At 72.8% G+C, this 21,705-nt stretch carries 25 protein-coding genes; 20 read left to right on the top strand and 5 right to left on the bottom strand.

The genetic code is table 11. From position 1 onward, the window contains the following. Positions 1 to 64 precede the first annotated feature (64 nt). Both ACFWVC_RS15995 and ACFWVC_RS15990 read left to right on the top strand, forming a co-directional pair. Positions 65 to 895, top strand: coding sequence for an ABC transporter permease (locus ACFWVC_RS15995; protein ID WP_384285078.1), 831 nt, complete (start codon positions 65 to 67; stop codon positions 893 to 895). Positions 896 to 953: 58 nt separating this feature from the next. Then, positions 954 to 1,577, top strand: coding sequence for an ABC transporter permease (locus ACFWVC_RS15990; RefSeq protein WP_384284983.1), 624 nt, complete (start codon positions 954 to 956; stop codon positions 1,575 to 1,577). Between the two features lie 12 nt (positions 1,578 to 1,589). On the opposite strand, the gene ybaK is transcribed toward ACFWVC_RS15990, so the two are convergent. The 3 genes from ybaK to ACFWVC_RS15975 all read right to left on the bottom strand — a co-directional run bounded on the left by ybaK (position 1,590) and on the right by ACFWVC_RS15975 (position 5,022). Further along, complete coding sequence (gene ybaK / locus ACFWVC_RS15985) at positions 1,590 to 2,090, bottom strand: Cys-tRNA(Pro) deacylase (protein ID WP_384284980.1); 501 nt, start codon at positions 2,088 to 2,090, stop codon at positions 1,590 to 1,592. 18 nt (positions 2,091 to 2,108) lie between these two features. Further along, a complete protein-coding gene (locus ACFWVC_RS15980) occupies positions 2,109 to 2,819 on the bottom strand; it encodes an LON peptidase substrate-binding domain-containing protein (RefSeq protein ID WP_384284976.1) in 711 nt (236 codons plus the stop codon). A gap of 679 nt (positions 2,820 to 3,498) precedes the next feature. Continuing rightward, positions 3,499 to 5,022, bottom strand: coding sequence for an oxidoreductase (locus ACFWVC_RS15975; RefSeq protein WP_384284973.1), 1,524 nt, complete (start codon positions 5,020 to 5,022; stop codon positions 3,499 to 3,501). A gap of 130 nt (positions 5,023 to 5,152) precedes the next feature. On the opposite strand from ACFWVC_RS15975, the gene hisD reads away from it, so the two are divergent. The 8 genes from hisD to hisF are packed head-to-tail and all read left to right on the top strand — an operon-like array spanning position 5,153 to position 10,906. Beyond that, positions 5,153 to 6,475, top strand: a complete 1,323-nt coding sequence (hisD, locus tag ACFWVC_RS15970) for a histidinol dehydrogenase (protein WP_384284969.1) — start codon at positions 5,153 to 5,155, stop codon at positions 6,473 to 6,475. Beyond that, on the top strand, positions 6,472 to 7,572 hold the full coding sequence (locus tag ACFWVC_RS15965; RefSeq protein WP_384284964.1) for a histidinol-phosphate transaminase: 1,101 nt from the start codon (positions 6,472 to 6,474) through the stop codon (positions 7,570 to 7,572). The genes hisD and ACFWVC_RS15965 overlap by 4 nt, the downstream gene beginning before the upstream one ends. Before the next feature lie 4 nt (positions 7,573 to 7,576). Beyond that, positions 7,577 to 8,170: an imidazoleglycerol-phosphate dehydratase HisB gene (gene hisB, locus ACFWVC_RS15960; protein WP_384284960.1), complete on the top strand. Its 594-nt coding sequence runs from the start codon at positions 7,577 to 7,579 to the stop codon at positions 8,168 to 8,170. After that, on the top strand, positions 8,167 to 8,319 hold the full coding sequence (locus ACFWVC_RS15955) for a hypothetical protein (protein ID WP_384284957.1): 153 nt from the start codon (positions 8,167 to 8,169) through the stop codon (positions 8,317 to 8,319). The genes hisB and ACFWVC_RS15955 overlap by 4 nt, the downstream gene beginning before the upstream one ends. 13 nt (positions 8,320 to 8,332) lie before the next feature. Continuing rightward, a complete protein-coding gene (gene hisH, locus ACFWVC_RS15950) occupies positions 8,333 to 8,983 on the top strand; it encodes an imidazole glycerol phosphate synthase subunit HisH (RefSeq protein WP_384284954.1) in 651 nt (216 codons plus the stop codon). A gap of 14 nt (positions 8,984 to 8,997) precedes the next feature. Continuing rightward, the gene (gene priA, locus ACFWVC_RS15945; RefSeq protein ID WP_384284950.1) at positions 8,998 to 9,732 is read left to right on the top strand and encodes a bifunctional 1-(5-phosphoribosyl)-5-((5-phosphoribosylamino)methylideneamino)imidazole-4-carboxamide isomerase/phosphoribosylanthranilate isomerase PriA; all 735 of its coding nucleotides are present in this window, start codon (positions 8,998 to 9,000) and stop codon (positions 9,730 to 9,732) included. Next, complete coding sequence (locus tag ACFWVC_RS15940; protein WP_384284945.1) at positions 9,729 to 10,136, top strand: RidA family protein; 408 nt, start codon at positions 9,729 to 9,731, stop codon at positions 10,134 to 10,136. The genes priA and ACFWVC_RS15940 overlap by 4 nt, the downstream gene beginning before the upstream one ends. Before the next feature lie 5 nt (positions 10,137 to 10,141). Then, the gene (gene hisF, locus ACFWVC_RS15935; protein ID WP_384284942.1) at positions 10,142 to 10,906 is read left to right on the top strand and encodes an imidazole glycerol phosphate synthase subunit HisF; all 765 of its coding nucleotides are present in this window, start codon (positions 10,142 to 10,144) and stop codon (positions 10,904 to 10,906) included. A gap of 51 nt (positions 10,907 to 10,957) precedes the next feature. Here the strand turns inward: hisF and ACFWVC_RS15930 are convergent, their stop codons facing one another. Then, on the bottom strand, positions 10,958 to 11,596 hold the full coding sequence (locus ACFWVC_RS15930; protein ID WP_384284939.1) for a TIGR03085 family metal-binding protein: 639 nt from the start codon (positions 11,594 to 11,596) through the stop codon (positions 10,958 to 10,960). A gap of 39 nt (positions 11,597 to 11,635) precedes the next feature. After that, positions 11,636 to 12,412 carry a hypothetical protein gene (locus ACFWVC_RS15925; protein WP_384284936.1) on the bottom strand — a complete coding sequence of 259 codons (777 nt, stop codon included), beginning with the start codon at positions 12,410 to 12,412 and terminating at the stop codon, positions 11,636 to 11,638. Between the two features lie 82 nt (positions 12,413 to 12,494). Here ACFWVC_RS15925 and hisI point away from each other — a divergent pair, with 82 nt between their 5' ends. The 10 genes from hisI to lgt all read left to right on the top strand — a co-directional run bounded on the left by hisI (position 12,495) and on the right by lgt (position 21,603). Next, positions 12,495 to 12,842: a phosphoribosyl-AMP cyclohydrolase gene (hisI, locus tag ACFWVC_RS15920; RefSeq protein WP_384284933.1), complete on the top strand. Its 348-nt coding sequence runs from the start codon at positions 12,495 to 12,497 to the stop codon at positions 12,840 to 12,842. A 216-nt stretch (positions 12,843 to 13,058) separates the two neighbouring features. Continuing rightward, entirely contained in the window at positions 13,059 to 14,579 is a 1,521-nt protein-coding gene (locus ACFWVC_RS15915; protein ID WP_384284930.1) for an anthranilate synthase component I, read from the top strand. 43 nt (positions 14,580 to 14,622) lie between these two features. Then, the gene (locus ACFWVC_RS15910) at positions 14,623 to 15,303 is read left to right on the top strand and encodes a TIGR02234 family membrane protein (RefSeq protein ID WP_384284927.1); all 681 of its coding nucleotides are present in this window, start codon (positions 14,623 to 14,625) and stop codon (positions 15,301 to 15,303) included. A gap of 120 nt (positions 15,304 to 15,423) precedes the next feature. After that, entirely contained in the window at positions 15,424 to 15,639 is a 216-nt protein-coding gene (locus ACFWVC_RS15905; RefSeq protein WP_384284923.1) for an HGxxPAAW family protein, read from the top strand. A gap of 112 nt (positions 15,640 to 15,751) precedes the next feature. Continuing rightward, complete coding sequence (locus ACFWVC_RS15900) at positions 15,752 to 16,168, top strand: DUF2752 domain-containing protein (RefSeq protein ID WP_384284919.1); 417 nt, start codon at positions 15,752 to 15,754, stop codon at positions 16,166 to 16,168. Positions 16,169 to 16,317: 149 nt separating this feature from the next. Then, the gene (gene trpC / locus ACFWVC_RS15895) at positions 16,318 to 17,127 is read left to right on the top strand and encodes an indole-3-glycerol phosphate synthase TrpC (RefSeq protein ID WP_384284917.1); all 810 of its coding nucleotides are present in this window, start codon (positions 16,318 to 16,320) and stop codon (positions 17,125 to 17,127) included. 297 nt (positions 17,128 to 17,424) lie between these two features. Beyond that, positions 17,425 to 18,675 carry a tryptophan synthase subunit beta gene (gene trpB, locus ACFWVC_RS15890; RefSeq protein WP_384284915.1) on the top strand — a complete coding sequence of 417 codons (1,251 nt, stop codon included), beginning with the start codon at positions 17,425 to 17,427 and terminating at the stop codon, positions 18,673 to 18,675. Then, entirely contained in the window at positions 18,672 to 19,481 is an 810-nt protein-coding gene (trpA, locus tag ACFWVC_RS15885) for a tryptophan synthase subunit alpha (protein ID WP_384284913.1), read from the top strand. Before trpB ends, trpA begins: the two co-directional genes overlap by 4 nt. Positions 19,482 to 19,557: 76 nt before the next feature. Next, positions 19,558 to 20,490, top strand: a complete 933-nt coding sequence (locus tag ACFWVC_RS15880; protein ID WP_384284911.1) for a DsbA family protein — start codon at positions 19,558 to 19,560, stop codon at positions 20,488 to 20,490. An 87-nt stretch (positions 20,491 to 20,577) separates the two neighbouring features. After that, positions 20,578 to 21,603, top strand: coding sequence for a prolipoprotein diacylglyceryl transferase (lgt, locus tag ACFWVC_RS15875; protein WP_384284909.1), 1,026 nt, complete (start codon positions 20,578 to 20,580; stop codon positions 21,601 to 21,603). Positions 21,604 to 21,705 lie beyond the last annotated feature (102 nt).

Below are 21,705 nucleotides of genomic sequence, written 5' to 3'. Positions count from 1 at the left end.
TGGCCCGGAACGTGAACGAGAGCCCGGTCGGACTCGCGGGGGAAGGGGGCGGCGCCGCGTGACGATCATCTCCGCGGGAGCGGACACCACCGCGGCGGCGGCCCTCTCGACGGCCCCTGCCGGACCCCTCCCGGGCGCGGCCGCGCCGCTCGCCCCCCGTACCCGGCTGTTCCCGGCGCTGATCGCGGTCTACCGGGCGCAGCTGTCGCGGGCCCGGGTCGCGCGCATCCCGCTGCTGTTCGTCGCGACCTTCCAGTCGGTCGGGATCATGGTGCTCATGCGCGGCGTCGTGCACGGCGGCGCGGCCGCCCGCGCGGTGGTCGCCGGCTCCAGCGTCCTCGTCGTCGCCTTCGTGGCGCTCAACCTGCTCGCCCAGTACTTCGGCCAGTTGCGTGCCTCCGGCGGCCTCGACCACTACGCGACGCTCCCTGTGCCGCCCGCGGCGGTGGTGCTGGGCGCGGCGGGCGCGTACGCGTCCTTCACGGTGCCCGGCACGCTGGTGACCGCCGCCATCGGCTGCGGCCTCTTCCAGCTCCCGTTCACCCATCTGTGGGTACTGGCCGCCGTCATCCCGCTGGCCGGTGCGGCGCTGTCGGGTCTCGGGGCCGCCCTCGGGCTGCTCGCCCCGCGCCAGGAGCTGGCCACGCTCGCCGGGCAGCTCGGCATGTCGGCCGCGCTGCTGCTGGGCGTCCTCCCGGCGGGCAACCTGCCCGCGCCGATCGGGTACGTGCGCGATCTGCTGCCGTCCACGTACGGGGTCGAGGCGTTCATCCGCAGCTTCGACGCCCACCCGGACTGGCTGGCGGTGGTCGGGGACCTCTCGGTGTGCGCCGCCGTCGGCCTGGTCTCGCTGGCCGTGGCCACGTGGGCGTACCGCCGGGCGGCGTGCCGGTGAGGGACGGGTGTGAGGTGCCGGTGGGGCGTCCCACGGGCGGACCTGGCACGATGGCAGGGTGACTGCACCCTTGACGCCGCATGATCACTGGCCCTCCACGCCGCTGCCGCCGCCCCCGGACGACGACGCGCGCATGGCCCCCGCCCAGGAGCTCAAGAAGGGCGCCCTGACCGCCGTGCTCGTGGCGGTGGCGGGAGTGCTGCTCGGAGCGCTGTGGCTCTGGCTGGCGCCGCGGGTGCCGCTGATCTCCGACGGCAAGGCGGTCTACCTCAAGGACACCGAGGGCGAGCAGGCCGTCGGCGGCGACGGCACCTTTGTGCTGCTCGGGCTCGGCATGGGCGTCCTGACCGGCGCCGTGGCCTTCTGGCGGGTGCGGCGCGGGGGCGTGGGCGTGGTGCTCGGTCTCGCCGTGGGCGCGGTGCTCGGCTCCCTGCTCGCCTGGCGGATGGGGGTCTGGCTCGGCCCCACCTCGGACCTGATAGCGCACGCCAAGGCCGTCGGCCCGAAGAAGGTCTTCGACGGCCCTCTCCAGCTCCAGGCCAAGGGCGCGCTGCTGGCCTGGCCCGTGGGCGCCGTCCTCACGCACCTGCTGCTGACCGTGGGCCTCGGCCCGCGCGACCCCGAGCCCGCGCTGCCGTCGTACTGGGACGACCACGGGCCGCACCTGCCCCCGAAGGGCTGACGCGCCGGCCGCTCAGCCGCGGCCGATCGGCGCCGTGACCGCGTCCGTGAGCCCGATCAGGTCCTGCGGGGCCAGCTCGACCTCCAGGCCGCGCTTGCCCGCGGAGACGAAGACGGTGGCGTGCTCCAGCGCGGAGGCGTCCACGACGGTGCGCAGCCGTTTGCGCTGCCCCAGCGGGGAGATCCCGCCTCGTACGTAGCCGGTCGTGCGCTCGGCGGCCGCCGGGTCGGCCATCGCCGCCCGTTTGCCGCCCGCCGCGGTGGCCAGCGCCTTCAGGTCCAGCGAACCGGCGACCGGGACGACGGCGACGGTCAGCGCGCCGTCCACGTCGGCGACGAGGGTCTTGAACACCCGGTCGGGAGAGGTGCCGAGCGCCTGTGCCGCCTCCTCGCCGTAACCGAGTTCCGAGGCGGGGTCGTGCGCGTAGGCGTGCACGGTGAAGGCGGCGCCGGCCTTCTCCAGGGCGACGGTGGCGGGCGTACCGCCGGACGGCGACTGCTTCTTCTTGGCCATAGTGGAATTGACGATCCGTCAGTTGAGGCTCGGAGCCTGGCGGGTGAGGTCCACGGCGGGCAGGGTGCCCAGCTTGTCGATGACGGCGGCCTCCCGGCGCAGCAGCCGCAGCTCCTGCTCCAGCCGGGTCGCGGTGTCCGCGGCCTCCAGAAGCCGCTGCTTGGCGGGGGTGTCGACGACGGCCGCCGCGGCCACGAGGTACGACAGCACGGTCGGGTCGTCCGGGAGTTCCTGGGCGCCCGCGATGCTGGACTCGCGTGACCCGGCCAGCCGTTTCTGGTACGTACGGAAGGCCCGCGCGACGCCCGCCGCGAGCGCGCCGGAGCCGCTGCCGCTCTCCTCCGGCACGTCCTCGACCTCGCCGACGAGGTACGGGCCCGTGGTGTCCACCGACACCAGCCGGAAGCGGGTCGTGCCAGTCGCCACGACCTTGAAGCCGCCGCCCTCGCGCTCCCCGATCGTGGCCGCCTCCGCGGTGCAGCCCATCGTGAACAGCGACGCCGCCAGGTCCGGGGCGAGCCCCGCCGCCGCGCCGTCCTCCTCACCCGCGGGCGCCACCTCGTGACCGTCCCGGATCGCCACGACCCCGAACCGGCGCGGCGCGTCCTCGGGCAGCTCCAGCAGATCCCGGAAGAGGGCGCGGTACCGCTCCTCGAAGACGTTCAGCGGGAGCACGAGCCCTGGGAAGAGCACGGAGCTCAGCGGGAACAGCGGAAGGGGAGCGGTCACGTCGAGCAAGCCTAAGGCCTCCCGGCGGGCTTGCCGTCCTGGGTTTTTTCCCCGCCCGCCCTCCCGTGTGCCCTGTGAAGTCACGCACCCCGGCGCGCGTGTGTTCCTGGGCCGGGGTCGGGGCCTCCGGGGCTGGCCATTCTGGACAGCACATTTACGTGCGTTTCCAGCACCCTCCATTGATCACTCCGGGTGCCGCACACAAATATGCTCCACAGTCCAGAACACCCACCCTCCCCCAGCCTTCGGCCGGGGGTGCCCCCACCACCCCCGCCCCCTCCGTCTCGTCATGCGCCTGATCCCCAGTGGGGGGTATGGAGGCGGACCGGGGTGACCGCGGTTGCCTGGATACGGCCCCGTCGGTGTGGGCGGTGACGGCTGGGCGGCTGATGTGCTGCCGCACAAACCGCGGGCTTGTGCCATGGCCGCCTTCCACCCCCAACTGGGGATCAGGCGCGAACACTGCGGAGGGGGCGGGGTCGTAGGGGTGGGCGTTCTGGACTGTGGAGCATATTTGGGTGCACAACCCGGAGTGACCAACGCAGAGTGCCCGAGGCACCAAAATGTGCTGTCCAGAATGGCCAGCCCCGGAGGCCCCGACCCCGGCACCCAACGAAACGCGCGCCGGGGTGCCAGACCGCGCCGGGCACACGGGCGGGAGGGCGGGGGAAAAAACGGGTCAGCCGCGGCGCAGAAGCCGCGACGCCCCCGCCGCGACCGTCGTCGCCAGGATCCACCCCAGCATCGTCAGGATCGCCGCGGCCCATTGGGCCGCCCCCGTCAGGCGCCACGCGTTGTCCTGCCCGAGGTTGATGACCGGGAGCAGCAGGTCGAGAGCGAACAAGGGCGCTTCCCAGTTCGGGAAGGCGCCGCTGTCGGCGGGATCCGGCCGGCCGTGGGCCCGGAAGAAGACGGCCCCGACCGCCCAGAGCAGGGCCATCCAGATCGCCGCGCGGCCGGGCCGGTAGCCGTAGCCGACGGTGATGTCCTGGAGGTAGCCCCAGAGCTTTCCGGCGAGGGGAAGGGTCTCGCGGCGCCGCCGCTGCTTGGCCAGCTGGACCTCGCGGGCGTCGGCGTCCTCGCCGCTCGCGCGCAGGGCGGCGGACAGGTGCTCATAGGGCTCGGGGCTGTACTCCGGGGTGGCCGCCGCGAGCCAGGCGATGCGGGCGCGGAGCGGGAAGGAGCCCTCGGGGTTGAGCGAGCCGTAGCTGAACCCGGTCAGGTCCATGCTGCCGGTGCCGGGCCAGCAGGTGCGGCTGTCGGTGAGGTTGCCGACCCGCGCGCCGGCCAGCGAGATCGTGCCGTTCGGCGGCTGGTCGAGGGTGAGCCGCAGTTCCGGGGTCTGGACGCGGCGCAGGGACAGCTGCTGGCCCTCCGAGAGCCGGAACCGGGCCCGGTGGATGATCACGCCGTTGCCGAAGCGCCCGTCGTCCAGCCGGACCCCGCCGTCGCTGCTGAAGGGCCGGGTCCCGCCGGCGCTGAGGTAGAGGGTGTGCTCGACGGTCACCCGGGCGGCGTTGAGCGCGTAGCGCCCGTCCGGATTGCGCAGCCGGCTGCCGCGCAGGCTCAGGCGGCCGCCGATGCGGGCGCTGCGCAGGCTGATCTCGCCGGTCGCCTCCATCAGTTCGGCCTCGACGTCCTGGGCGACGCTGAGCCCGTCGGCGGCGAGCGCGCGGCCGTGCCGGTCCTTGCGCAGGGTGATCTGGTTGAGCAGCAGGTCCGTGCCGATGTGGGCGTCGGTGAGCCGGACGCCGCCCTCGATCGTGCACTGGGGCAGGTGCAGGTCGCCGGAGGTGTGCAGCCGGGCGGCCTCCAGTCGCGGTATGGCGCAGCGCACCATGCGCAGCGTGGTGAAACTGCACTCCGCGAGCAGCACCTGCTCCTCGAAGCGGCAGTCGTGCAGCTCGACGTACGGCACCACCGCGCCGCCGGAGAGGTTGAGCTGCCCGCTGATCTGCGCGCCGGACAGCTTCACGCACGAGACACGCCCGGAAGCGGCCTGCGGTCCGTCCAGCAGCAGACGGGCGATCGTCTCGGCGCGCACGGTGCGGTCCGGGCCCCAGAAGAGGTCGGCGGCCGGGTCGTCCCGCTCGGGTATCCCGGTGCGCAGGTCGTACAGCTCGCCGAGGCGGAAGGCCCGCCACAGGCCCTGTTCGACCGGGGTCCAGTCGTGCGGCGGCGCGATGTCCGGCGGCTCGGTCACCGAGATCCCTCCCCTGGCTGGCGACGACGACGGAAACGCTAGCGGGGATGATCAGTGCTGGGGAACCGTGGGCGTATCAGGGACTGATACTCGGCGAAGCCGCCGTGGGCGGTTCTCTACACTTGGGAGGGTGATCTCCCGAATCGATCTGCGCGGTGACGCCTTCCCCGAGGACGGCATCGACCGCGATCTGCTGCCCCGTGCCGAGCTGGACGTCGAGGCCGCCCTGGAGAAGGTGCGCCCGATCTGCGAGGACGTGAAGCATCGCGGCACGGCGGCACTGATCGACTACGCGGAGAAGTTCGACGGCGTCACCATCGACCGGGTGCGCGTCCCCGCCGAGGCGCTGACCCGGGCACTGGCGGAACTCGACCCGAAGGTGCGGGCCGCGCTGGAGGAGTCGGTCCGCCGCGCCCGGCTCGTCCACGGCGAGCAGCGCCGCATGGACCACACCACGCAGGTCGTGCCGGGCGGCACGGTCACCGAGCGCTGGGTGCCGGTGGAGCGCGTGGGCCTGTACGTGCCCGGCGGCCGCTCGGTCTACCCGTCGTCCGTGGTGATGAACGTGGTGCCCGCGCAGGAGGCCAACGTGGGCTCGATGGCCGTCGCCTCGCCGCCGCAGAAGGACTTCGGCGGGCTCCCGCACCCCACGATCCTCGCCGCGTGCGCCCTGCTCGGCGTGGACGAGGTGTACGCCGCGGGCGGCGCCCAGGCCGTCGCGATGTTCGCGTACGGCACCGAGGAGTGCCGTCCGGTGAACATGGTCACCGGCCCCGGCAACATCTGGGTCGCCGCGGCCAAGCGCCTGCTCAAGGGCCGTATCGGCATCGACGCGGAGGCCGGCCCCACGGAGATCGCGATCCTCGCGGACGCCACCGCCGACCCGGTGCACGTCGCCGCCGACCTGATCAGCCAGGCCGAGCACGACCCGCTGGCCGCGGCCGTCCTGGTCACCGACTCCGTCGACCTCGCCGAGGCCGTGGAGAAGGAGCTCCAGACGCAGGTGGCGGCCACCAGGCACGTCGAGGACCGGATCGTGCCGGCTCTGTCCGGCCGCCAGTCCGGCATCGTGCTGGTCGACGGGATCGAGCAGGGCCTGCGGGTCGTGGACGCTTACGCGGCCGAGCACCTGGAGATCCAGACCGTGAACGCGCGCGCCGTCGCCGCCCGGGTGCGCAACGCGGGCGCGATCTTCGTCGGGGCCTATGCCCCCGTCTCGCTGGGCGACTACGCGGCCGGATCCAACCACGTGCTGCCCACCGGCGGCTGCGCCTGCCACTCCTCGGGCCTGTCCGTGCAGTCGTTCCTGCGCGGCGTGCACGTCGTCGACTACACCCGCGAGGCGCTGGCGGAGGTCGCCGGCCACGTGGTGACCCTCGCCGACGCCGAGGACCTGCCGGCGCACGGTGCCGCGGTGCGGGCCCGATTCGATTGGACGGTACCGGGTTCGTGACCGGCATCGACGACCTGCCCATCCGGGACGAGCTGCGCGGCAAGTCCCCGTACGGAGCGCCCCAACTCGACGTCCCCGTACGCCTGAACACCAACGAGAACCCGTATCCGCTGCCCGAGGAGCTGGTCGACCGGATCGCCGAACGGGTCCGCGAGGCCGCCCGCGACCTCAACCGCTACCCCGACCGGGACGCGGTGGAGTTGCGCACCGAGCTGGCCAAGTACCTCTCCCGCACCGCGGGCCACGAGGTGGGCCTGGCCAACGTGTGGGCCGCCAACGGCTCCAACGAGGTCATCCAGCAACTGCTGCAGACCTTCGGCGGCCCCGGCCGTACCGCGCTCGGCTTCGAGCCCTCGTACTCGATGCACGGCCTGATCTCCCGCGGCACCGGCACCGGCTGGCTCTCCGGTCCGCGCGAGGACGACTTCACCATCGACGTGGCCGCGGCCCGGCGGGCCATCGCCGAGCACCGGCCGCACGTGGTCTTCATCACCTCGCCGAACAACCCCACCGGCACCGCGGTCGCGGCCGACACCGTCCTCGCGCTGTACGAGGCCGCGCAGGCCGCCCGGCCCTCGCTGGTGGTGATCGACGAGGCGTACGGCGAGTTCAGCCACTCGCCCTCGCTGCTGCCGCTCATCGAGGGCCGCCCCAACATGGTGGTCAGCCGCACCATGTCCAAGGCCTTCGGCGCCGCCGGCCTGCGGCTGGGCTACCTCGCCGCGCACCCCGCGGTCGTCGACGCCGTGCAGCTGGTGCGTCTGCCGTACCACCTGTCGGCCGTCACCCAGGCCACCGCGCTCGCCGCCCTGGAGCACACCGATACGCTGCTCGGGTACGTCGAACAGCTGAAGGCCGAGCGGGATCGACTGGTCGGGGAGCTGCGCGGGATCGGGTACGAGGTCACCGACTCGGACGCCAACTTCGTGCAGTTCGGCCGCTTCGAGGACAGCCACCGCACATGGCAGGCGATCCTCGACCGCGGCGTCCTCGTCCGCGACAACGGCGTACCGGGCTGGCTGCGGGTCACCGCGGGCACCCCGGCCGAGAACGACGCGTTCCTCGAAGCGGTTCGCGAGCTGAAGAAGGAGCGATAGGCACATGACACGCGTCGGCCGCGTGGAGCGCACGACCAAGGAGACGTCCGTCGTCGTCGAACTCGACCTCGACGGCACCGGCACGACCGAGATCTCCACCGGAGTCGGCTTCTACGACCACATGCTCGACCAGCTCGGCCGCCACGGCCTCTTCGACCTCACGGTCAAGACCGAGGGCGACCTGCACATCGACACCCACCACACCATCGAGGACACCGCCCTCGCGCTCGGTGCCGCCTTCAAGCAGGCGCTCGGCGACAAGGTGGGCATCTACCGCTTCGGCAACTGCACGGTGCCGCTGGACGAGTCCCTCGCCCAGGTCACCGTGGACCTCTCCGGCCGCCCCTACCTGGTGCACACCGAGCCGGAGAACATGGCGCCGATGATCGGCTCCTACGACACGACGATGACCCGGCACATCCTGGAGTCCTTCGTCGCCCAGGCGCAGATCGCGCTGCACGTCCACGTACCGTACGGGCGCAACGCCCACCACATCGTGGAGTGCCAGTTCAAGGCGCTGGCCCGAGCCCTGCGCTACGCCTCCGAGCGCGACCCGCGCGCGGCGGGCATCCTCCCGTCGACGAAGGGCGCGCTGTGACCAAGCCGGCCATCCTGTTCATCCTGCTGGGCCTCTTCCTGGCCGGCGGCGTCTACTCGTTCTGGAAGCAGAAGATGCCCAAGGGCGTCATCGTGCTGCTCGGCATCGGCTCGGCCATGTCCCTGGTGTCCGGCCTGATGCGGCTGTAGGGGGTTCGCGGACATGAGCAAGGCCGCCAGGAAGGTCGTGGTCCTCGACTACGGCTTCGGCAACGTCCGTTCCGCGGAGCGCGCGCTGGCCCGGGTGGGCGCGGACGTCGAGATCACCGCCGACTTCGACAAGGCCCTGAAGGCCGACGGGCTGCTCGTGCCCGGCGTCGGTGCCTTCGCCGCCTGCATGGCCGGGCTGAAGTCGGTGCGCGGCGAATGGGCCATCGGCCGCCGGCTCGCCGGCGGCCGCCCGGTGATGGGCATCTGCGTCGGCATGCAGATCCTCTTCGCGCAGGGCGTCGAGCACGGCGTGACCACCGAGGGCTGCGACGAGTGGCCCGGCACGGTGGAGCCGCTGCAGGCGCCGATCGTGCCGCACATGGGCTGGAACACCGTCAAGGCACCCGAGGACTCACGGCTGTTCGCCGGACTCGACGCCGACGCGCGCTACTACTTCGTGCACTCCTACGCCGTGCGCTCCTGGGAGCTGGAGACCGGCAACCCCGCCATCCGGCCCCCTCAGGTCACCTGGGCGACGCACGGCGAGCCCTTCGTCGCCGCTGTCGAGAACGGCCCGCTGTGGGCCACCCAGTTCCACCCCGAGAAGTCCGGCGACGCCGGCGCCCAGCTGCTGGCCAACTGGCTCGACACCTTCAAGGACTAGGACCCCACGCCGCCATGAGCACGACGCACCGCCTCGAACTCCTCCCCGCCGTCGACGTCCGCGACGGCCAGGCAGTCCGCCTCGTCCACGGCGAGTCGGGCTCCGAGACGTCCTACGGCGACCCCATGGCCGCCGCGCTCGCCTGGCAGCGGGCCGGCGCCGAGTGGCTGCACCTGGTCGACCTGGACGCCGCCTTCGGCACCGGCGACAACCGTGCGCGGATCGCCGAGGTCGCGCGCTCGATGGACATCAGGGTCGAGCTCTCCGGCGGCATCCGCGACGACGACACGCTGGCCGCGGCGCTCGCCACCGGCTGCACGCGGGTCAACCTGGGCACCGCCGCGCTGGAGACCCCGGAGTGGGTCGCCAAGGTCATCGCCGAGCACGGTGACAAGATCGCGGTCGGCCTCGACGTCCGCGGCACCACCCTGCGCGGCCGCGGCTGGACCCGCGACGGCGGCGACCTCTACGAGACGCTGGCCCGTCTGGACTCCGAGGGCTGCGCCCGGTACGTCGTCACCGACATCAACAAGGACGGCACCTTGCAGGGCCCCAACCTGGAGCTGCTGAAGAACGTGTGCGCGGCCACCGACCGCCCGGTCGTCGCCTCCGGCGGCGTCTCCTCCCTGGACGACCTGCGGGCCATCGCCTCCCTGGTGCCCCAGGGGGTTGAAGGGGCCATCGTCGGAAAGGCGCTCTATGCCGAGGCGTTCACCCTGGAAGAGGCCCTGGAGGCGGTGTCCCGATGACGCAGACCCCCGACGTACGGCGAGTGCACAGCGACAGCCCCTGGGAGGAGCAGTTCGGTTTCGCACGCGCCGTCGCGGCGGGGGACCGTGTCCACGTCGCGGGCACGATGCCGTTCGAGGGCACCGTGCTCTACGGCGAGGGCGATCCCTACGAACAGGCGAAGTTCGCGTTCACCAAGGCCCTCGCCGCGCTGGACGCGTTCGGCCTGGACGCCGATTCCGTCGTCCGCACCCGCATGTACCTCACCCACACCCATGACGTGGAGGAGGTCGGCCGGGCGCACAAGGATTTCTTCGACCGCGCCCGCCCCGCCGCGACGTTCGTCGTGGTCTCGGGCTTCATGGACCCGCGGGTCCTGGTCGAAGTGGAACTCGAAGCATTCCGAGCATCCCGAGGAGCCTGAGCGCAATGACCCTGGCGGTCCGAGTCATCCCCTGCCTGGACGTGGACAACGGCCGGGTCGTCAAGGGCGTCAACTTCCGCGACCTCCGGGACGCCGGCGACCCCGTCGAGATGGCCAGGCTGTACGACGCCGAGGGCGCCGACGAGCTGACCTTCCTCGACATCACCGCCTCCTCCGGCAACCGCGAGACCACCTACGACGTGGTGCGGCGCACCGCCGAGCAGGTCTTCATCCCGCTCACCGTCGGCGGGGGCGTGCGGTCCGCCGAGGACGTCGACAAGCTGCTGCGCGCCGGCGCCGACAAGGTGGGCGTCAACACCGCCGCCATCGCCCGGCCCGAGCTGATCCGCGAGATCGCCGAACGCTTCGGCCGGCAGGTCCTCGTACTGTCCGTCGACGCCCGCCGCACGGACGCCGGCACCCCGTCCGGCTTCGAGGTCACCACGCACGGCGGCCGCCAGGGCACCGGCATCGACGCGGTGGAGTGGGCCCACCGCGCGGCCGAACTCGGCGCCGGTGAGATCCTGCTCAACTCCATGGACGCCGACGGCACCAAGGACGGCTACGACACGGAGATGATCGCCGCCGTCCGCAAGCTCGTCACCGTCCCCGTCATCGCCTCCGGCGGCGCCGGCGCCCTTGACCACTTCCCTCCGGCCGTCACCGCCGGCGCGGACGCGGTCCTGGCCGCCTCCGTCTTCCACTTCGGCGACCTGCGCATCGGCGAGGTCAAGCAGACGCTGCGCGAGGCCGGCCACCCGGTGCGCTGACGGCGCACCGGGCCGCGCTGCGGCGGGCCGGACTCGCGAGCGGGAGCGGGCCTAGCCCGAGATGCCGAGGCGGGCCTCGTACAGCCTGCCCACGGCTTCCTTGTCACCCTCGGTCTCCACCCGGGCCGCCTCCTGCCGCCCGAAGGCGAACATCAGCAACTCCGCCGGCTCGCCGGTGACCGTGACGACCGGCGTGCCGCGGTGGGCCACCGCGGTCTGCCCGTCCGGCCGGCGCAGCACGACGCCGACCGGGGCCTTGCGGCCCAGCAGCCGGGCGGAACGCTCCAGACGGGACCAGAGCAGGTCGGCGAAGACCGGGTCCAGCTGGCGGGGCGCCCAGTCGTGCTGGGCACGGCGCACGTCCTCGGAATGGACATAGAACTCGACGGTGTTGGCGGCCTCGTCGATCTGCTTGAGGGCGAACGGCGACAGCCGCGGTGGCCCGGTGCGGATGAGCTGGATGAGTTCGTCGTACGGCTTCGCCACGAACTCCTTGCGGATCCGCTCCGACCGGGCCGCGAGCTGCGGGATGACCAGGCCGGCCGAAGCGTCGCTGCGCCGCTCGCGGACGACGATGTGGGCGGCCAGATCCCGGGCGGTCCAGCCCTTGCAGAGGGTGGGCGCGTCGGAGCCGGTGCTCTCCAGCAGGTCGGCGAGGAGCAGACGTTCACGCTGGGCATGAGTCGACATGCCGTCAGCCTACGTCGGCTCCTCGCCCACCGGCAGCACCTACGAGAGCGGTTTGGTCAGCTTCTCGCCATCGGGCTTGTTGCTGAGCGTCAGGGAGCAGGAGACCGTGTCCTTGCCCTGCACCTGGTACCCGGCCAGCTTCGGGTAGAGCGCGTAGTAGTAGAAGGTGCGGTGGTCCGTGATGCGGTCCAGGCGCTTGGCGGCGTCCGCCTCGCAGAGCTGGAGCACCTTCTTCTTCAGCGCGGCCTCGGTGGCGAAGGTGCCGGTGATCTTCTCGTGGGCGATGACCTCGGCGTCGTGCGGGCCGGTGCAGGAGACCGGCGTGACCTCGGTGACGCTGCTGTCCAGACCGGGGTCGTTGAAGCACTGGCCCACATCGAGCACGACGTACTTGCGGAACGTCTCCGCGGGCGACGGTGTGGCGTCCACGTCGTCCGTGGGCTCCGACGACGTCGGCGCCGACGTCGCCGGGCTGCTGGACGAGGACGCCGCGTCCTTGCCGTCGTCGTCCGAGCCGCCGCCGAGCGCGACCGCGAGACCGCCGACGACGACTGCTATCAGCACGACCACGCCGATGATGATTGCCGCGATCTTCGCACCGCCGCCGCTGCGCGGGGGAGGCTGCGGGGGCGGGTAACCGCCGTAACCACCCGGCTGCGGCTGCTGCTGATACGGCGCCTGCGGGGGCTGGTACGGCTGCGGCTGGTACGGCTGAGGCTGGTACTGCGGCGGACCGAAGCCCCCGGGAGGCGGCCCGAAACCGCCGCCCTGGCCGGAGTGCGGGTCGTCAGGAGGGGGCTGCGGAGGAAAACTCATGGACGAAGCATGCCCCATACGGGTGATCGCCGTGCGTGCGGGAGTCGAAGTCCGGCCCTCCCGGACCCGGCAGAATGGGGGTATGGAATCCCCGCTCGACCCAGCCCTCGCCGCCCGCCTCAAGCGCACCGCGGACGGGCTCGTCCCCGCCGTCGCCCAGCAGTACGACACCGGCGAAGTCCTCATGCTCGGATGGATGGACGACGAGGCGCTGCACCGCACCCTGACCACCGGCCGCTGCACCTACTGGAGCCGCAGCCGCCAGGAGTACTGGGTCAAGGGCGACACCTCCGGGCACGTCCAGCACGTCAAGTCCGTGGCCCTGGACTGCGACGGGGACACGATCCTCGTGAAGGTCGACCAGATCGGCGCGGCGTGCCACACGGGGGACCGCACGTGCTTCGACGCCGACGTGTTGCCCCTTTCTTAGGGGGCTCGGTTCGCCTCCGGGTCGCTTGAGCCGCTGTCGACGGTCGACCGTGCTCGGTCGCTCGTTCCTCGCGACCTCCGCGCTCCCCCAGCTACCGCTGGGAGGGGCCCCCACTCCTTTCGACAGCGGCGCTCCCCTTCGGCTCACTCGCCCAGGGCGGACGCGGGGGGTGCGGATGGGCCGGGCCGAGGGGCGGTGGGCACTAGGCTGCGGGGCATGACCACGGGCACGGTGACTCCCGATCTCGAGACGTTCCGCAAGCTGGCGCTGGACCGCCGGGTGATTCCGGTCAGCAGGAAACTGCTGGCCGACGGGGACACGCCGGTCGGGTTGTACAGGAAGCTGGCGGGGGAGCGGTCGGGGACGTTTCTGCTGGAGTCGGCGGAGAACGGGCGTTCGTGGTCGCGGTATTCGTTCGTGGGCGTGCGGAGCGCGGCGACGCTGACGGAGCGGGACGGGCAGGCGCACTGGCTGGGGACGCCGCCGGTGGCGGTGCCGCGGAGCGGCGATCCGCTGGAGGCGCTGCGGGTGACGCTGGAGGCGCTGCACACGCCTCGGGATCTGCATGACGACGCGGGGCTGCCGCCGTTCACCGGCGGGATGGTCGGGTACCTGGGGTACGACGTCGTGCGCCGTCTGGAGCGCATCGGGGACGACGCACAGGACGACCTGGGGCTGCCCGAGCTCACGATGCTGCTGACGTCGGATCTGGCGGTGCTGGACCACTGGGACGGCTCGGTGCTGCTGATCGCCAACGCGATCAACCACAACGACCTGGACACCGGTGTGGACGAGGCGTACGCGGACGCCGTGGCGCGGCTCGACGCGATGGCCGCGGACCTGGCCCGGCCGCTGGACTCGGCGCCCACGGAACTGCCGCCGTCGCGGCTGCCGGAGGAGATCACGGCGCGCTACGGCGGCGCCGCGTACCACGGGGCGGTGGAGCGGGCGAAGGAGTACATCCGGGCCGGGGACGCGTTCCAGGTGGTGCCGTCGCAGCGGTTCGAGACGCCGTGCCCGGCGAGCGCGCTGGACGTGTACCGGGTGCTGCGGGCCACCAATCCGTCCCCGTACATGTACCTGCTCCGGTTCGAGGGTTTCGACGTGGTGGGGTCGAGCCCCGAGGCGCTGGTGAAGGTGGAGGACGGCCGCGCGATGGTGCACCCGATCGCGGGCACGCGGCCGCGCGGCGCCACGCCGCGGGAAGACCAGGCGCTCGCCGACGAGTTGCTGGCCGACCCCAAGGAGCGGGCGGAGCACCTGATGCTGGTGGACCTGGGCCGCAACGACCTGGGCCGGGTGTGCGAGCCGGGCACGGTGGAGGTCGTCGACTTCATGTCGGTCGAGCGCTACAGCCACGTGATGCACATCGTCTCGACCGTCACCGGCACCCTGGGGGCCGGCCGCACCGCGTTCGACGTGCTGACGGCCTGCTTCCCGGCGGGGACGCTGTCGGGTGCGCCGAAGCCCCGGGCGATGCAGATCATCGACGAACTGGAGCCGACCCGGCGCGGGCTGTACGGCGGTTGCGTGGGCTATCTGGACTTCGCGGGCGACTCGGACACGGCCATCGCCATCCGCACCGCGCTGCTCCGCGACGGCACGGCGTACGTCCAGGCGGGTGCCGGGATCGTCGCCGACTCCGATCCGGTCTCGGAGGACACCGAGTGCCGCAACAAGGCGGCGGCGGTGCTGCGCGCCGTCGCTACGGCGAACCGGATGGGCGCGGGGGCGTAGCCCCGCGTACGCGGGCCGCGGGGCGAGGGGGGATAGTGGTCGGATGACCAGCGCCGTACCCCAGCCCCGTGCCGCCGCCGATGCCGACGGGACGGCGGTGCCCCCCGGGCCACGCCGCGCGGGCGGCCGTCGCAGCATGGCCGTCGCCCTGTCGGGCGGAGTGCTCGGTGCCGCGCTGGTGCTGCTGGCCGCGGGCAAGACGTGGCGGCACGGCTCCGCCGGGATGGCCGGTGGCGGCGTGGCGGTGCACGTCAGCGGCGGCCAGGTGACCGCGGTGCCGGGCGCGCTGGCGCTGGTGGGGCTGGCCGCGCTGGTCGCGGTCTTCGCCGTGCGCGGCGTGGCCCGGAGGATCGTGGCCGGGCTGCTGGCGCTGTGCGGGGCGGGCGCCCTGATCGCCGCGCTGCTCGCCACCGGGGACGGTTCCGCCCTGGACGCCGCCGCGGCCGCCGCCAGCGGGCTGACCCGGGCCACGGCGACGGACACCGCCACCACCGGCTGGCCGGCCGTGTCGGCCGTGGGCGGGGCGCTGCTGCTGCTCGCCGGAGTGGTGGCCGTCCTGCGCGCCGCGGTCTGGCCCGGCATGTCCGGCCGTTACGAGCGGGACACCACCGCCACGGCCCGTCCCTCCACCGCCCGTTCCGCTCCCGTCGGCGACCACGAGGAGCGTCCGGAGGACCTGTGGAAGGCACTTGACCGCGGCGAGGACCCCACCGACGCACTCTGACGCGCCGGGCCACCCCCCGCGCGCGGAGCGTGAGCAGAACAGGGGACAATGGGCCCCGACGCGCGCCATCGCGCGGCGAACGACCAAACGAACCTTTTGTAGAACGACTTGGGAGCACTCATGGCGGGCAACAGCCACGGACACACCCCTGCCGCCTGGACCGGCGTGATCATCGCCTTCATCGGCTTCTGCGTCGCGGGTGCTTTCGTCGTCCTGGCGGAGCCGATCGGCATGTTCGCGGGCCTGGCTGTGGCCGCGCTGGGCGGTCTCATCGGCGTGGGCATGCGCGCCGCCGGTCTGGGCAAGCCGGTGGCGGAGAAGGCCGCGCGCGGCTGACCTGCCGCGCAACGGACACCGGAGCCGCCCCGGCAGTGCGCCGCGGGCGGCTCCGCCGTATCCATGGCGACCCCGGGTGTCGCCCGGCGGCGGGGCGCGGGACAATCGGCGGGTGACCGAGACCGCCATCGCGCCGAAGGCGAGCGCCCTCGCCGCCCCGCTGGGCCTGCTGGGCGGCGTCGTCGCCGCCTTCGCCTACGTCGGCACCGTCGACCCCAACCAGGCCGGGCACTACCCCGTCTGCCCTCTCCTGCACTACACGGGCGTGTACTGCCCCGGCTGCGGCGGGCTGCGCAGCGCGTACGCGGTGGCGCACGGCGACTTCGGGGCCGCGTTGGGCCTCAACGCCCTCGCCGTCGCGGTGTACCTCCTCTTCGCCGTCGCGATGGTCGTCTGGGTGGTCCGGGCGCTGCGGGGACGGCCGTTCTCGGTGAACCTGCGGCCGGCGCACTGGTGGGCCGTGGGGGCGGTCGTGGTGGTCTTCACCGTTGTCCGGAACCTGCCGTTCGGGGCCGCGCTGGCCCCCTGACGACGCCTGCCGGGGGTGCCCGGTCCGTCCACCTGGTGGTCGTCGGTTCGGCCGGATGCGGGTCCGGCGGCCCCCGGCGGTTACCATCGCAGTGCTGGTGGAACATCTCACTGGCTTGATCGTTTCGCTTTCGGAAGGGGTCCTCTCGCGTGAGTGTGCTCGACGAGATCATCGACGGCGTCCGCGAAGACCTCGCCGAGCGGCAGGCCCGGGTCTCGCTCGACGAGCTCAAGCAACGTGCCGCGAAGGCGCGCGACGCGAAGGACGGCGTGGCCGCCCTGCGCGGCGAGGGCGTCACCGTCATCTGCGAGGTCAAGCGGTCCAGCCCCTCCAAGGGCGCCCTCGCGGCCATCGCCGACCCGGCGGGACTCGCCGCGGACTACGAGGCGGGCGGCGCGGCCGTCATCTCCGTGCTGACCGAGCAGCGCCGCTTCGGCGGCTCGCTGGCCGACCTGGACGCCGTCCGGGCCAAGGTCGACATCCCCGTGCTGCGCAAGGACTTCATCGTCACCGCGTACCAGCTCTGGGAGGCGCGCGCCTACGGTGCCGACCTCGCGCTGCTGATCGTCTCCGCGCTGGAGCAGGACGCCCTGGTCTCCCTGATCGAGCGGGCCGAGTCCATCGGGCTCACCCCCCTGGTCGAGGTCCACGACGAGGACGAGGTCGCCCGCGCCGTCGACGCCGGCGCCCGGATCATCGGCGTCAACGCGCGGAACCTGAAGACGCTCGAGGTCGACCGGGGCACCTTCGCCCGGGTCGCGCCGGAGATCCCCGACCACATCGTCAAGGTCGCCGAGTCCGGCGTCCGCGGCCCGCACGACCTCATCGCCTACGCCAACGACGGCGCCGACGCCGTGCTGGTCGGCGAGTCCCTGGTCACCGGCCGCGACCCGAGGACCGCCGTCGCCGACCTCGTCGCCGCCGGGGCCCACCCCGCGCTGCGCCACGGACGGGGCTGAACCCCGCCATGCACACCTACGCGCGACTGGCCCGGGGCTGCCGTCCCCGTGGCTGCCGCGCGCCCGCGCGGCGCATTCTCGGGCGCCGGGTGCGGTACCACATCGGCTGCGAGCCGGGGCAGATCAACGGGCGCCGATGGCGCTAGCCGTCGCGCGCGCCGCCCGGACGGGGTCCCGTCCCGGCTTGTGACGCGCGCGGCCGGCAGACGCGAACGGCGCCCCGGGCGCCGTAGCGTGACCATTGGCACGCCCAGACTCTGGGGGCGCGAAGGCGTCCCCGAAGGAGCCGAGAACGTCATGTCCGTTGACTTCTTCATTCCCGACCCCGAGGGCCGGGTGCCCAGCGCCGAGGGCTACTTCGGCCGGTTCGGCGGCAAGTTCATCCCGGAGGCGCTCGTCGCCGCCGTGGACGAGGTCGCCGTCGAGTACGACAAGGCCAAGGCCGACCCCGCCTTCGCCGCGGAGCTGAACGACCTGCTGGTGCACTACACCGGCCGCCCGAGCCCGCTCACCGAGGTGGCGCGGTTCGCCGAGCACGCCGGCGGGGCGCGGATCTTCCTCAAGCGCGAGGACCTCAACCACACCGGCTCGCACAAGATCAACAACGTGCTGGGGCAGGCGCTGCTCACCAGGCGCATGGGCAAGACCCGGGTGATCGCGGAGACCGGCGCTGGCCAGCACGGCGTGGCCACGGCGACGGCGTGCGCCCTGTTCGGCCTGGAGTGCGTGATCTACATGGGCGAGATCGACACCGAGCGCCAGGCGCTCAACGTCGCCCGCATGCGCATGCTCGGCGCCGAGGTCATCTCCGTGAAGTCCGGCAGCCGCACGCTGAAGGACGCGATCAACGAGGCGTTCCGCGACTGGGTCGCCAACGTGGACCGCACGCACTACCTGTTCGGCACCGTCGCCGGCCCGCACCCCTTCCCGGCGATGGTGCGCGACTTCCACCGCGTCATCGGCGTCGAGGCGCGCCGCCAGATCCTGGAGCGGACCGGGCGGCTGCCCGACGCGGTCGCCGCGTGCGTCGGCGGCGGGTCCAACGCCATCGGCCTGTTCCACGCCTTCATCCCGGACGAGTCCGTGCGCCTGGTGGGCCTGGAGGCGGCCGGCCACGGCGTGGACTCCGGCGAGCACGCCGCGACGCTCACCGTGGGCGAGCCGGGCATCCTGCACGGCTCCCGCTCCTACGTCCTCCAGGACGACGAGGGCCAGATCACCGAGCCGTACTCGATCTCGGCGGGCCTGGACTACCCCGGCATCGGCCCCGAGCACGCCTATCTGAAGGAGACCGGGCGCGCGGAGTACCGCCCGGTCACCGACGACGAGGCGATGCAGGCGCTGCGCCTGCTGTCGCAGACCGAGGGCATCATCCCGGCCATCGAGAGCGCCCACGCGCTCGCCGGCGTGCTGCGGCTCGGCCAGGAGGTCGGCGAGGACGGACTGCTCCTGGTGAACCTCTCCGGGCGCGGCGACAAGGACATGGACACCGCGGCCCGCTACTTCGGGCTGTACGACGGGGCCGGGACCGAGGGGGACGCGAAGTGAGCGGGCAGATCGAACTCCTGGACCGGACCCTGGCCGCCGCGAAGGCCGAGGGACGGGCCGCCCTGGTCGCCTACCTCCCGGCGGGCTTCCCGACCGTCGACGGCGGCATCGAGGCCGTCAAGGCGGCCCTGGACGGCGGCGCCGACATCGTCGAGGTCGGCCTGCCGCACAGCGACCCCGTGCTGGACGGCCCGGTCATCCAGACCGCCGACGACATCGCGCTGCGTGGCGGCGTGCGGATCAAGGACGTGCTGCGCACGGTGCGCGAGGCGCACACGGCGACCGGCAAGCCGGTCCTGGTCATGACGTACTGGAACCCGGTCGACCGGTACGGCGCCGAGCGCTTCGCCGCGGAACTCGCCGAGGCGGGCGGCGCGGGCTGCATCCTGCCGGACCTGCCCGTGGAGGAGTCCGAGGGCTGGCGCAAGGCCGCCGAGCAGCACGGGCTGGCCACCGTGTTCGTGGTCGCGCCGAGCAGCCGGGACGAGCGGCTGGCGAAGATCACGGCGGCGGGCACCGGCTTCGTCTACGCGGCCTCGCTGATGGGCGTCACCGGCACCCGTGCGAGCGTCGGCGCCGAGGCGGCCGACCTGGTGCGGCGCACCCGCGCGCAGACCGCGCTGCCGGTCTGCGTCGGCCTCGGCGTCTCCAACGCGGAGCAGGCGGCCGAGGTCGCCGGCTTCGCCGACGGTGTGATCGTCGGCTCGGCCTTCGTCAAGAAGCTGCTGGACGCTCCGGACCTGGAGCAGGGCCTCACGGCGGTGCGCGAGCTCGCCGCGGACCTGGCCAAGGGCGTCCGCCGCTGAGCGTCGGCGTCGCCCGAACGGGCGAATTACGGCCGGGGGCGCGCGCAGGTGCGTCCCCGGTTCGTTGTCCCGGGGTGTGAGCGAGAAGAACCGTGAAGGAAAGCGCACCGCCCGCGAGCGGCTGCAGGAGCAGCGTGTGCAGGACCAACGCCGCCAGAAGCGCAAGAGGACGATGATCGTCGCCGGGTCCGTCGTCGGGGTCCTGGTGATCGGCGCCGTCATCGGGATCCTGGTGGCCAACAGCGGCGGCGATTCCGAGGGGGCCGCCGCGGCCTCCCCGGCGGGCGCGACGGGCGAGAACAAGCTGGTGATCCCCACCGGCGCGAGCGACGCCCCGTCCACGCTGACCGTGTACGAGGACTTCCGCTGCCCGGCCTGCGGCGCCTTCGAGCAGGGCTACCGGGACACCGTCCACGCCCTGGAGGACAAGGGCCAGCTGAAGGTGGACTACCACCTTGTCCGGATCATCGACGGCAACCTGGGCGGTACCGGATCGCTCAACGCGGCCAATGCCGCGGCCTGCGCGCAGGACCAGAACAAGTTCCGCGCGTATCACGACGTGCTCTACCGGAACCAGCCGCCGGAGCAGGACGACAAGTTCGCGAGCAAGCCCTATCTGCTGCAGCTCGCCGGCCAGGTGCCGGGGCTGACGACCCCGGCGTTCACCGCCTGTGTGAACAAGGGCACGTACGACGACTGGGTGAACAAGAACAACAGTGCCTTCAACGCGTCGGGCTTCAACTCCACCCCGACCGTGCTGCTCAACGGGAAGAACATCTACGGCGCCCAGGCGGCGCCGCTGACCCCCCAGAAGCTGCAGCAGATGGTCGCCGACGCCAACAAGGGCAAGAAGCCGGGCACCGTCACCCCGAGCGTGACCCCGCCCAGCGCTCCGGCGAGCGGCTCGGCGACCGCCTCCGCGCCGGCCTCCACCCCCGCCTCGGCGCAGGCCTCGGCTCCGGCGAGTCCGCCCGCGAGCCCGCCGGCGTCCCCTTCGGTGACCGGCTGAGGCACCTCCGGGAGAGCGGCCCGTTATTCAGCCGTTGCCGGGCGGGTGCCCGCCGTACCCGCCCGGCACGGTAGCGTCGTCAGTGCCATGGAAATCGCATTCATCCCCAGCCCGTCGCGCGGTGTGATCCACCTCGGACCCGTGCCGCTGCGCGGCTATGCCTTCTGCATCATCATCGGTGTCTTCGTAGCCGTCTGGCTCGGTGGCAGGCGATGGGCCGCTCGCGGCGGACAGCGGACCACGGTCGCGGACATCGCCGTCTGGGCGGTGCCGTTCGGCCTGGTCGGTGGCCGTCTCTACCACGTGATCACCAGTTACGAGCTCTACTTCGGTGAGGGCAAGCACTGGGTGAACGCGTTCAAGATCTGGGAGGGCGGCCTCGGTATCTGGGGCGCGATCGCCCTCGGCGCCCTGGGTGCGTGGATCGGATGCCGGCGCCGCGGCATCTCGCTGCCCGCGTACGCCGACGCCGTCGCCCCCGGCATCGCCCTCGCCCAGGCCATCGGCCGCTGGGGCAACTGGTTCAACCAGGAGCTCTACGGCCGGCCGACCGATCTGCCGTGGGCGCTGAAGATCGACGCCGCCCACCGGCCGGCGAACAGCCTGGACGCCGCCACGTACCACCCGACGTTCCTGTACGAGTCCCTGTGGTGCGTCGGCGTGGCCGTGCTGGTGATCTGGGCCGACCGCCGCTTCAAGCTCGGCCACGGCCGCGCCTTCGCGCTGTACGTCGCCACGTACACCGTCGGCCGCTTCTGGATCGAGTACCTGCGCGTCGACGACGCCCACCACATCCTGGGGCTGCGGCTCAACGACTGGACGTCGATCATCGTCTTCGTCGGGGCCGTCGTCTACATGATCGTCTCCGCTCGGCTGCGTCCGGGCCGCGAGGAGAACGTCGAACCGGCGCCCGTCGCCGCCGCGGCGGCCGAGCCGGAGGGCAAGGCCGGCAAGGCGGACCTGACCAAGGCCGAGGCCAAGGACGGGGCGGAGGCCAAGGACGGCGCCAAGACCCCTGCCGACAAGAGCGAAGAGACGGACGAGGCAGACGGGGCAGACGAGTCAGAAGAGGCCGGGGCCACCGCCCGGGCCGAGTCCGCCAAGAACGGCTGATCCCGGCAGATTCCGAGCCGGGCCGCGGGGGGGCCCGGGGGGGAGCGGCGGGCGCGGGCGGCGCCCCGACCACCCGAAGGGACACGGGGATTTGGTGGGAGA

The sequence above is a fragment of the Streptomyces sp. NPDC058691 genome, from assembly GCF_042714775.1.
In the GTDB taxonomy this organism is placed as follows: domain Bacteria; phylum Actinomycetota; class Actinomycetes; order Streptomycetales; family Streptomycetaceae; genus Actinacidiphila.
The sequence above is the reverse complement of the archived record's forward strand: the minus strand, read 5'-3'. Positions and strand labels throughout refer to the sequence as shown.

What these genes read in the sequence shown, in the direction of transcription:
- ybaK (WP_384284980.1), bottom strand. Translation starts at nt 2,090, where the DNA reads ATGGCCAAGAAGAAGCAGTCGCCGTCCGGCGGTACGCCCGCCACCGTC.
- hisB (WP_384284960.1), top strand. Translation starts at nt 7,577, where the DNA reads ATGACACGCGTCGGCCGCGTGGAGCGCACGACCAAGGAGACGTCCGTC.
- hisH (WP_384284954.1), top strand. Translation starts at nt 8,333, where the DNA reads ATGAGCAAGGCCGCCAGGAAGGTCGTGGTCCTCGACTACGGCTTCGGC.
- priA (WP_384284950.1), top strand. Translation starts at nt 8,998, where the DNA reads ATGAGCACGACGCACCGCCTCGAACTCCTCCCCGCCGTCGACGTCCGC.
- ACFWVC_RS15940 (WP_384284945.1), top strand. Translation starts at nt 9,729, where the DNA reads ATGACGCAGACCCCCGACGTACGGCGAGTGCACAGCGACAGCCCCTGG.
- hisF (WP_384284942.1), top strand. Translation starts at nt 10,142, where the DNA reads ATGACCCTGGCGGTCCGAGTCATCCCCTGCCTGGACGTGGACAACGGC.
- ACFWVC_RS15930 (WP_384284939.1), bottom strand. Translation starts at nt 11,596, where the DNA reads ATGTCGACTCATGCCCAGCGTGAACGTCTGCTCCTCGCCGACCTGCTG.
- ACFWVC_RS15925 (WP_384284936.1), bottom strand. Translation starts at nt 12,412, where the DNA reads ATGAGTTTTCCTCCGCAGCCCCCTCCTGACGACCCGCACTCCGGCCAG.
- hisI (WP_384284933.1), top strand. Translation starts at nt 12,495, where the DNA reads ATGGAATCCCCGCTCGACCCAGCCCTCGCCGCCCGCCTCAAGCGCACC.
- ACFWVC_RS15915 (WP_384284930.1), top strand. Translation starts at nt 13,059, where the DNA reads ATGACCACGGGCACGGTGACTCCCGATCTCGAGACGTTCCGCAAGCTG.
- ACFWVC_RS15910 (WP_384284927.1), top strand. Translation starts at nt 14,623, where the DNA reads ATGACCAGCGCCGTACCCCAGCCCCGTGCCGCCGCCGATGCCGACGGG.
- ACFWVC_RS15905 (WP_384284923.1), top strand. Translation starts at nt 15,424, where the DNA reads ATGGCGGGCAACAGCCACGGACACACCCCTGCCGCCTGGACCGGCGTG.
- trpB (WP_384284915.1), top strand. Translation starts at nt 17,425, where the DNA reads ATGTCCGTTGACTTCTTCATTCCCGACCCCGAGGGCCGGGTGCCCAGC.
- lgt (WP_384284909.1), top strand. Translation starts at nt 20,578, where the DNA reads ATGGAAATCGCATTCATCCCCAGCCCGTCGCGCGGTGTGATCCACCTC.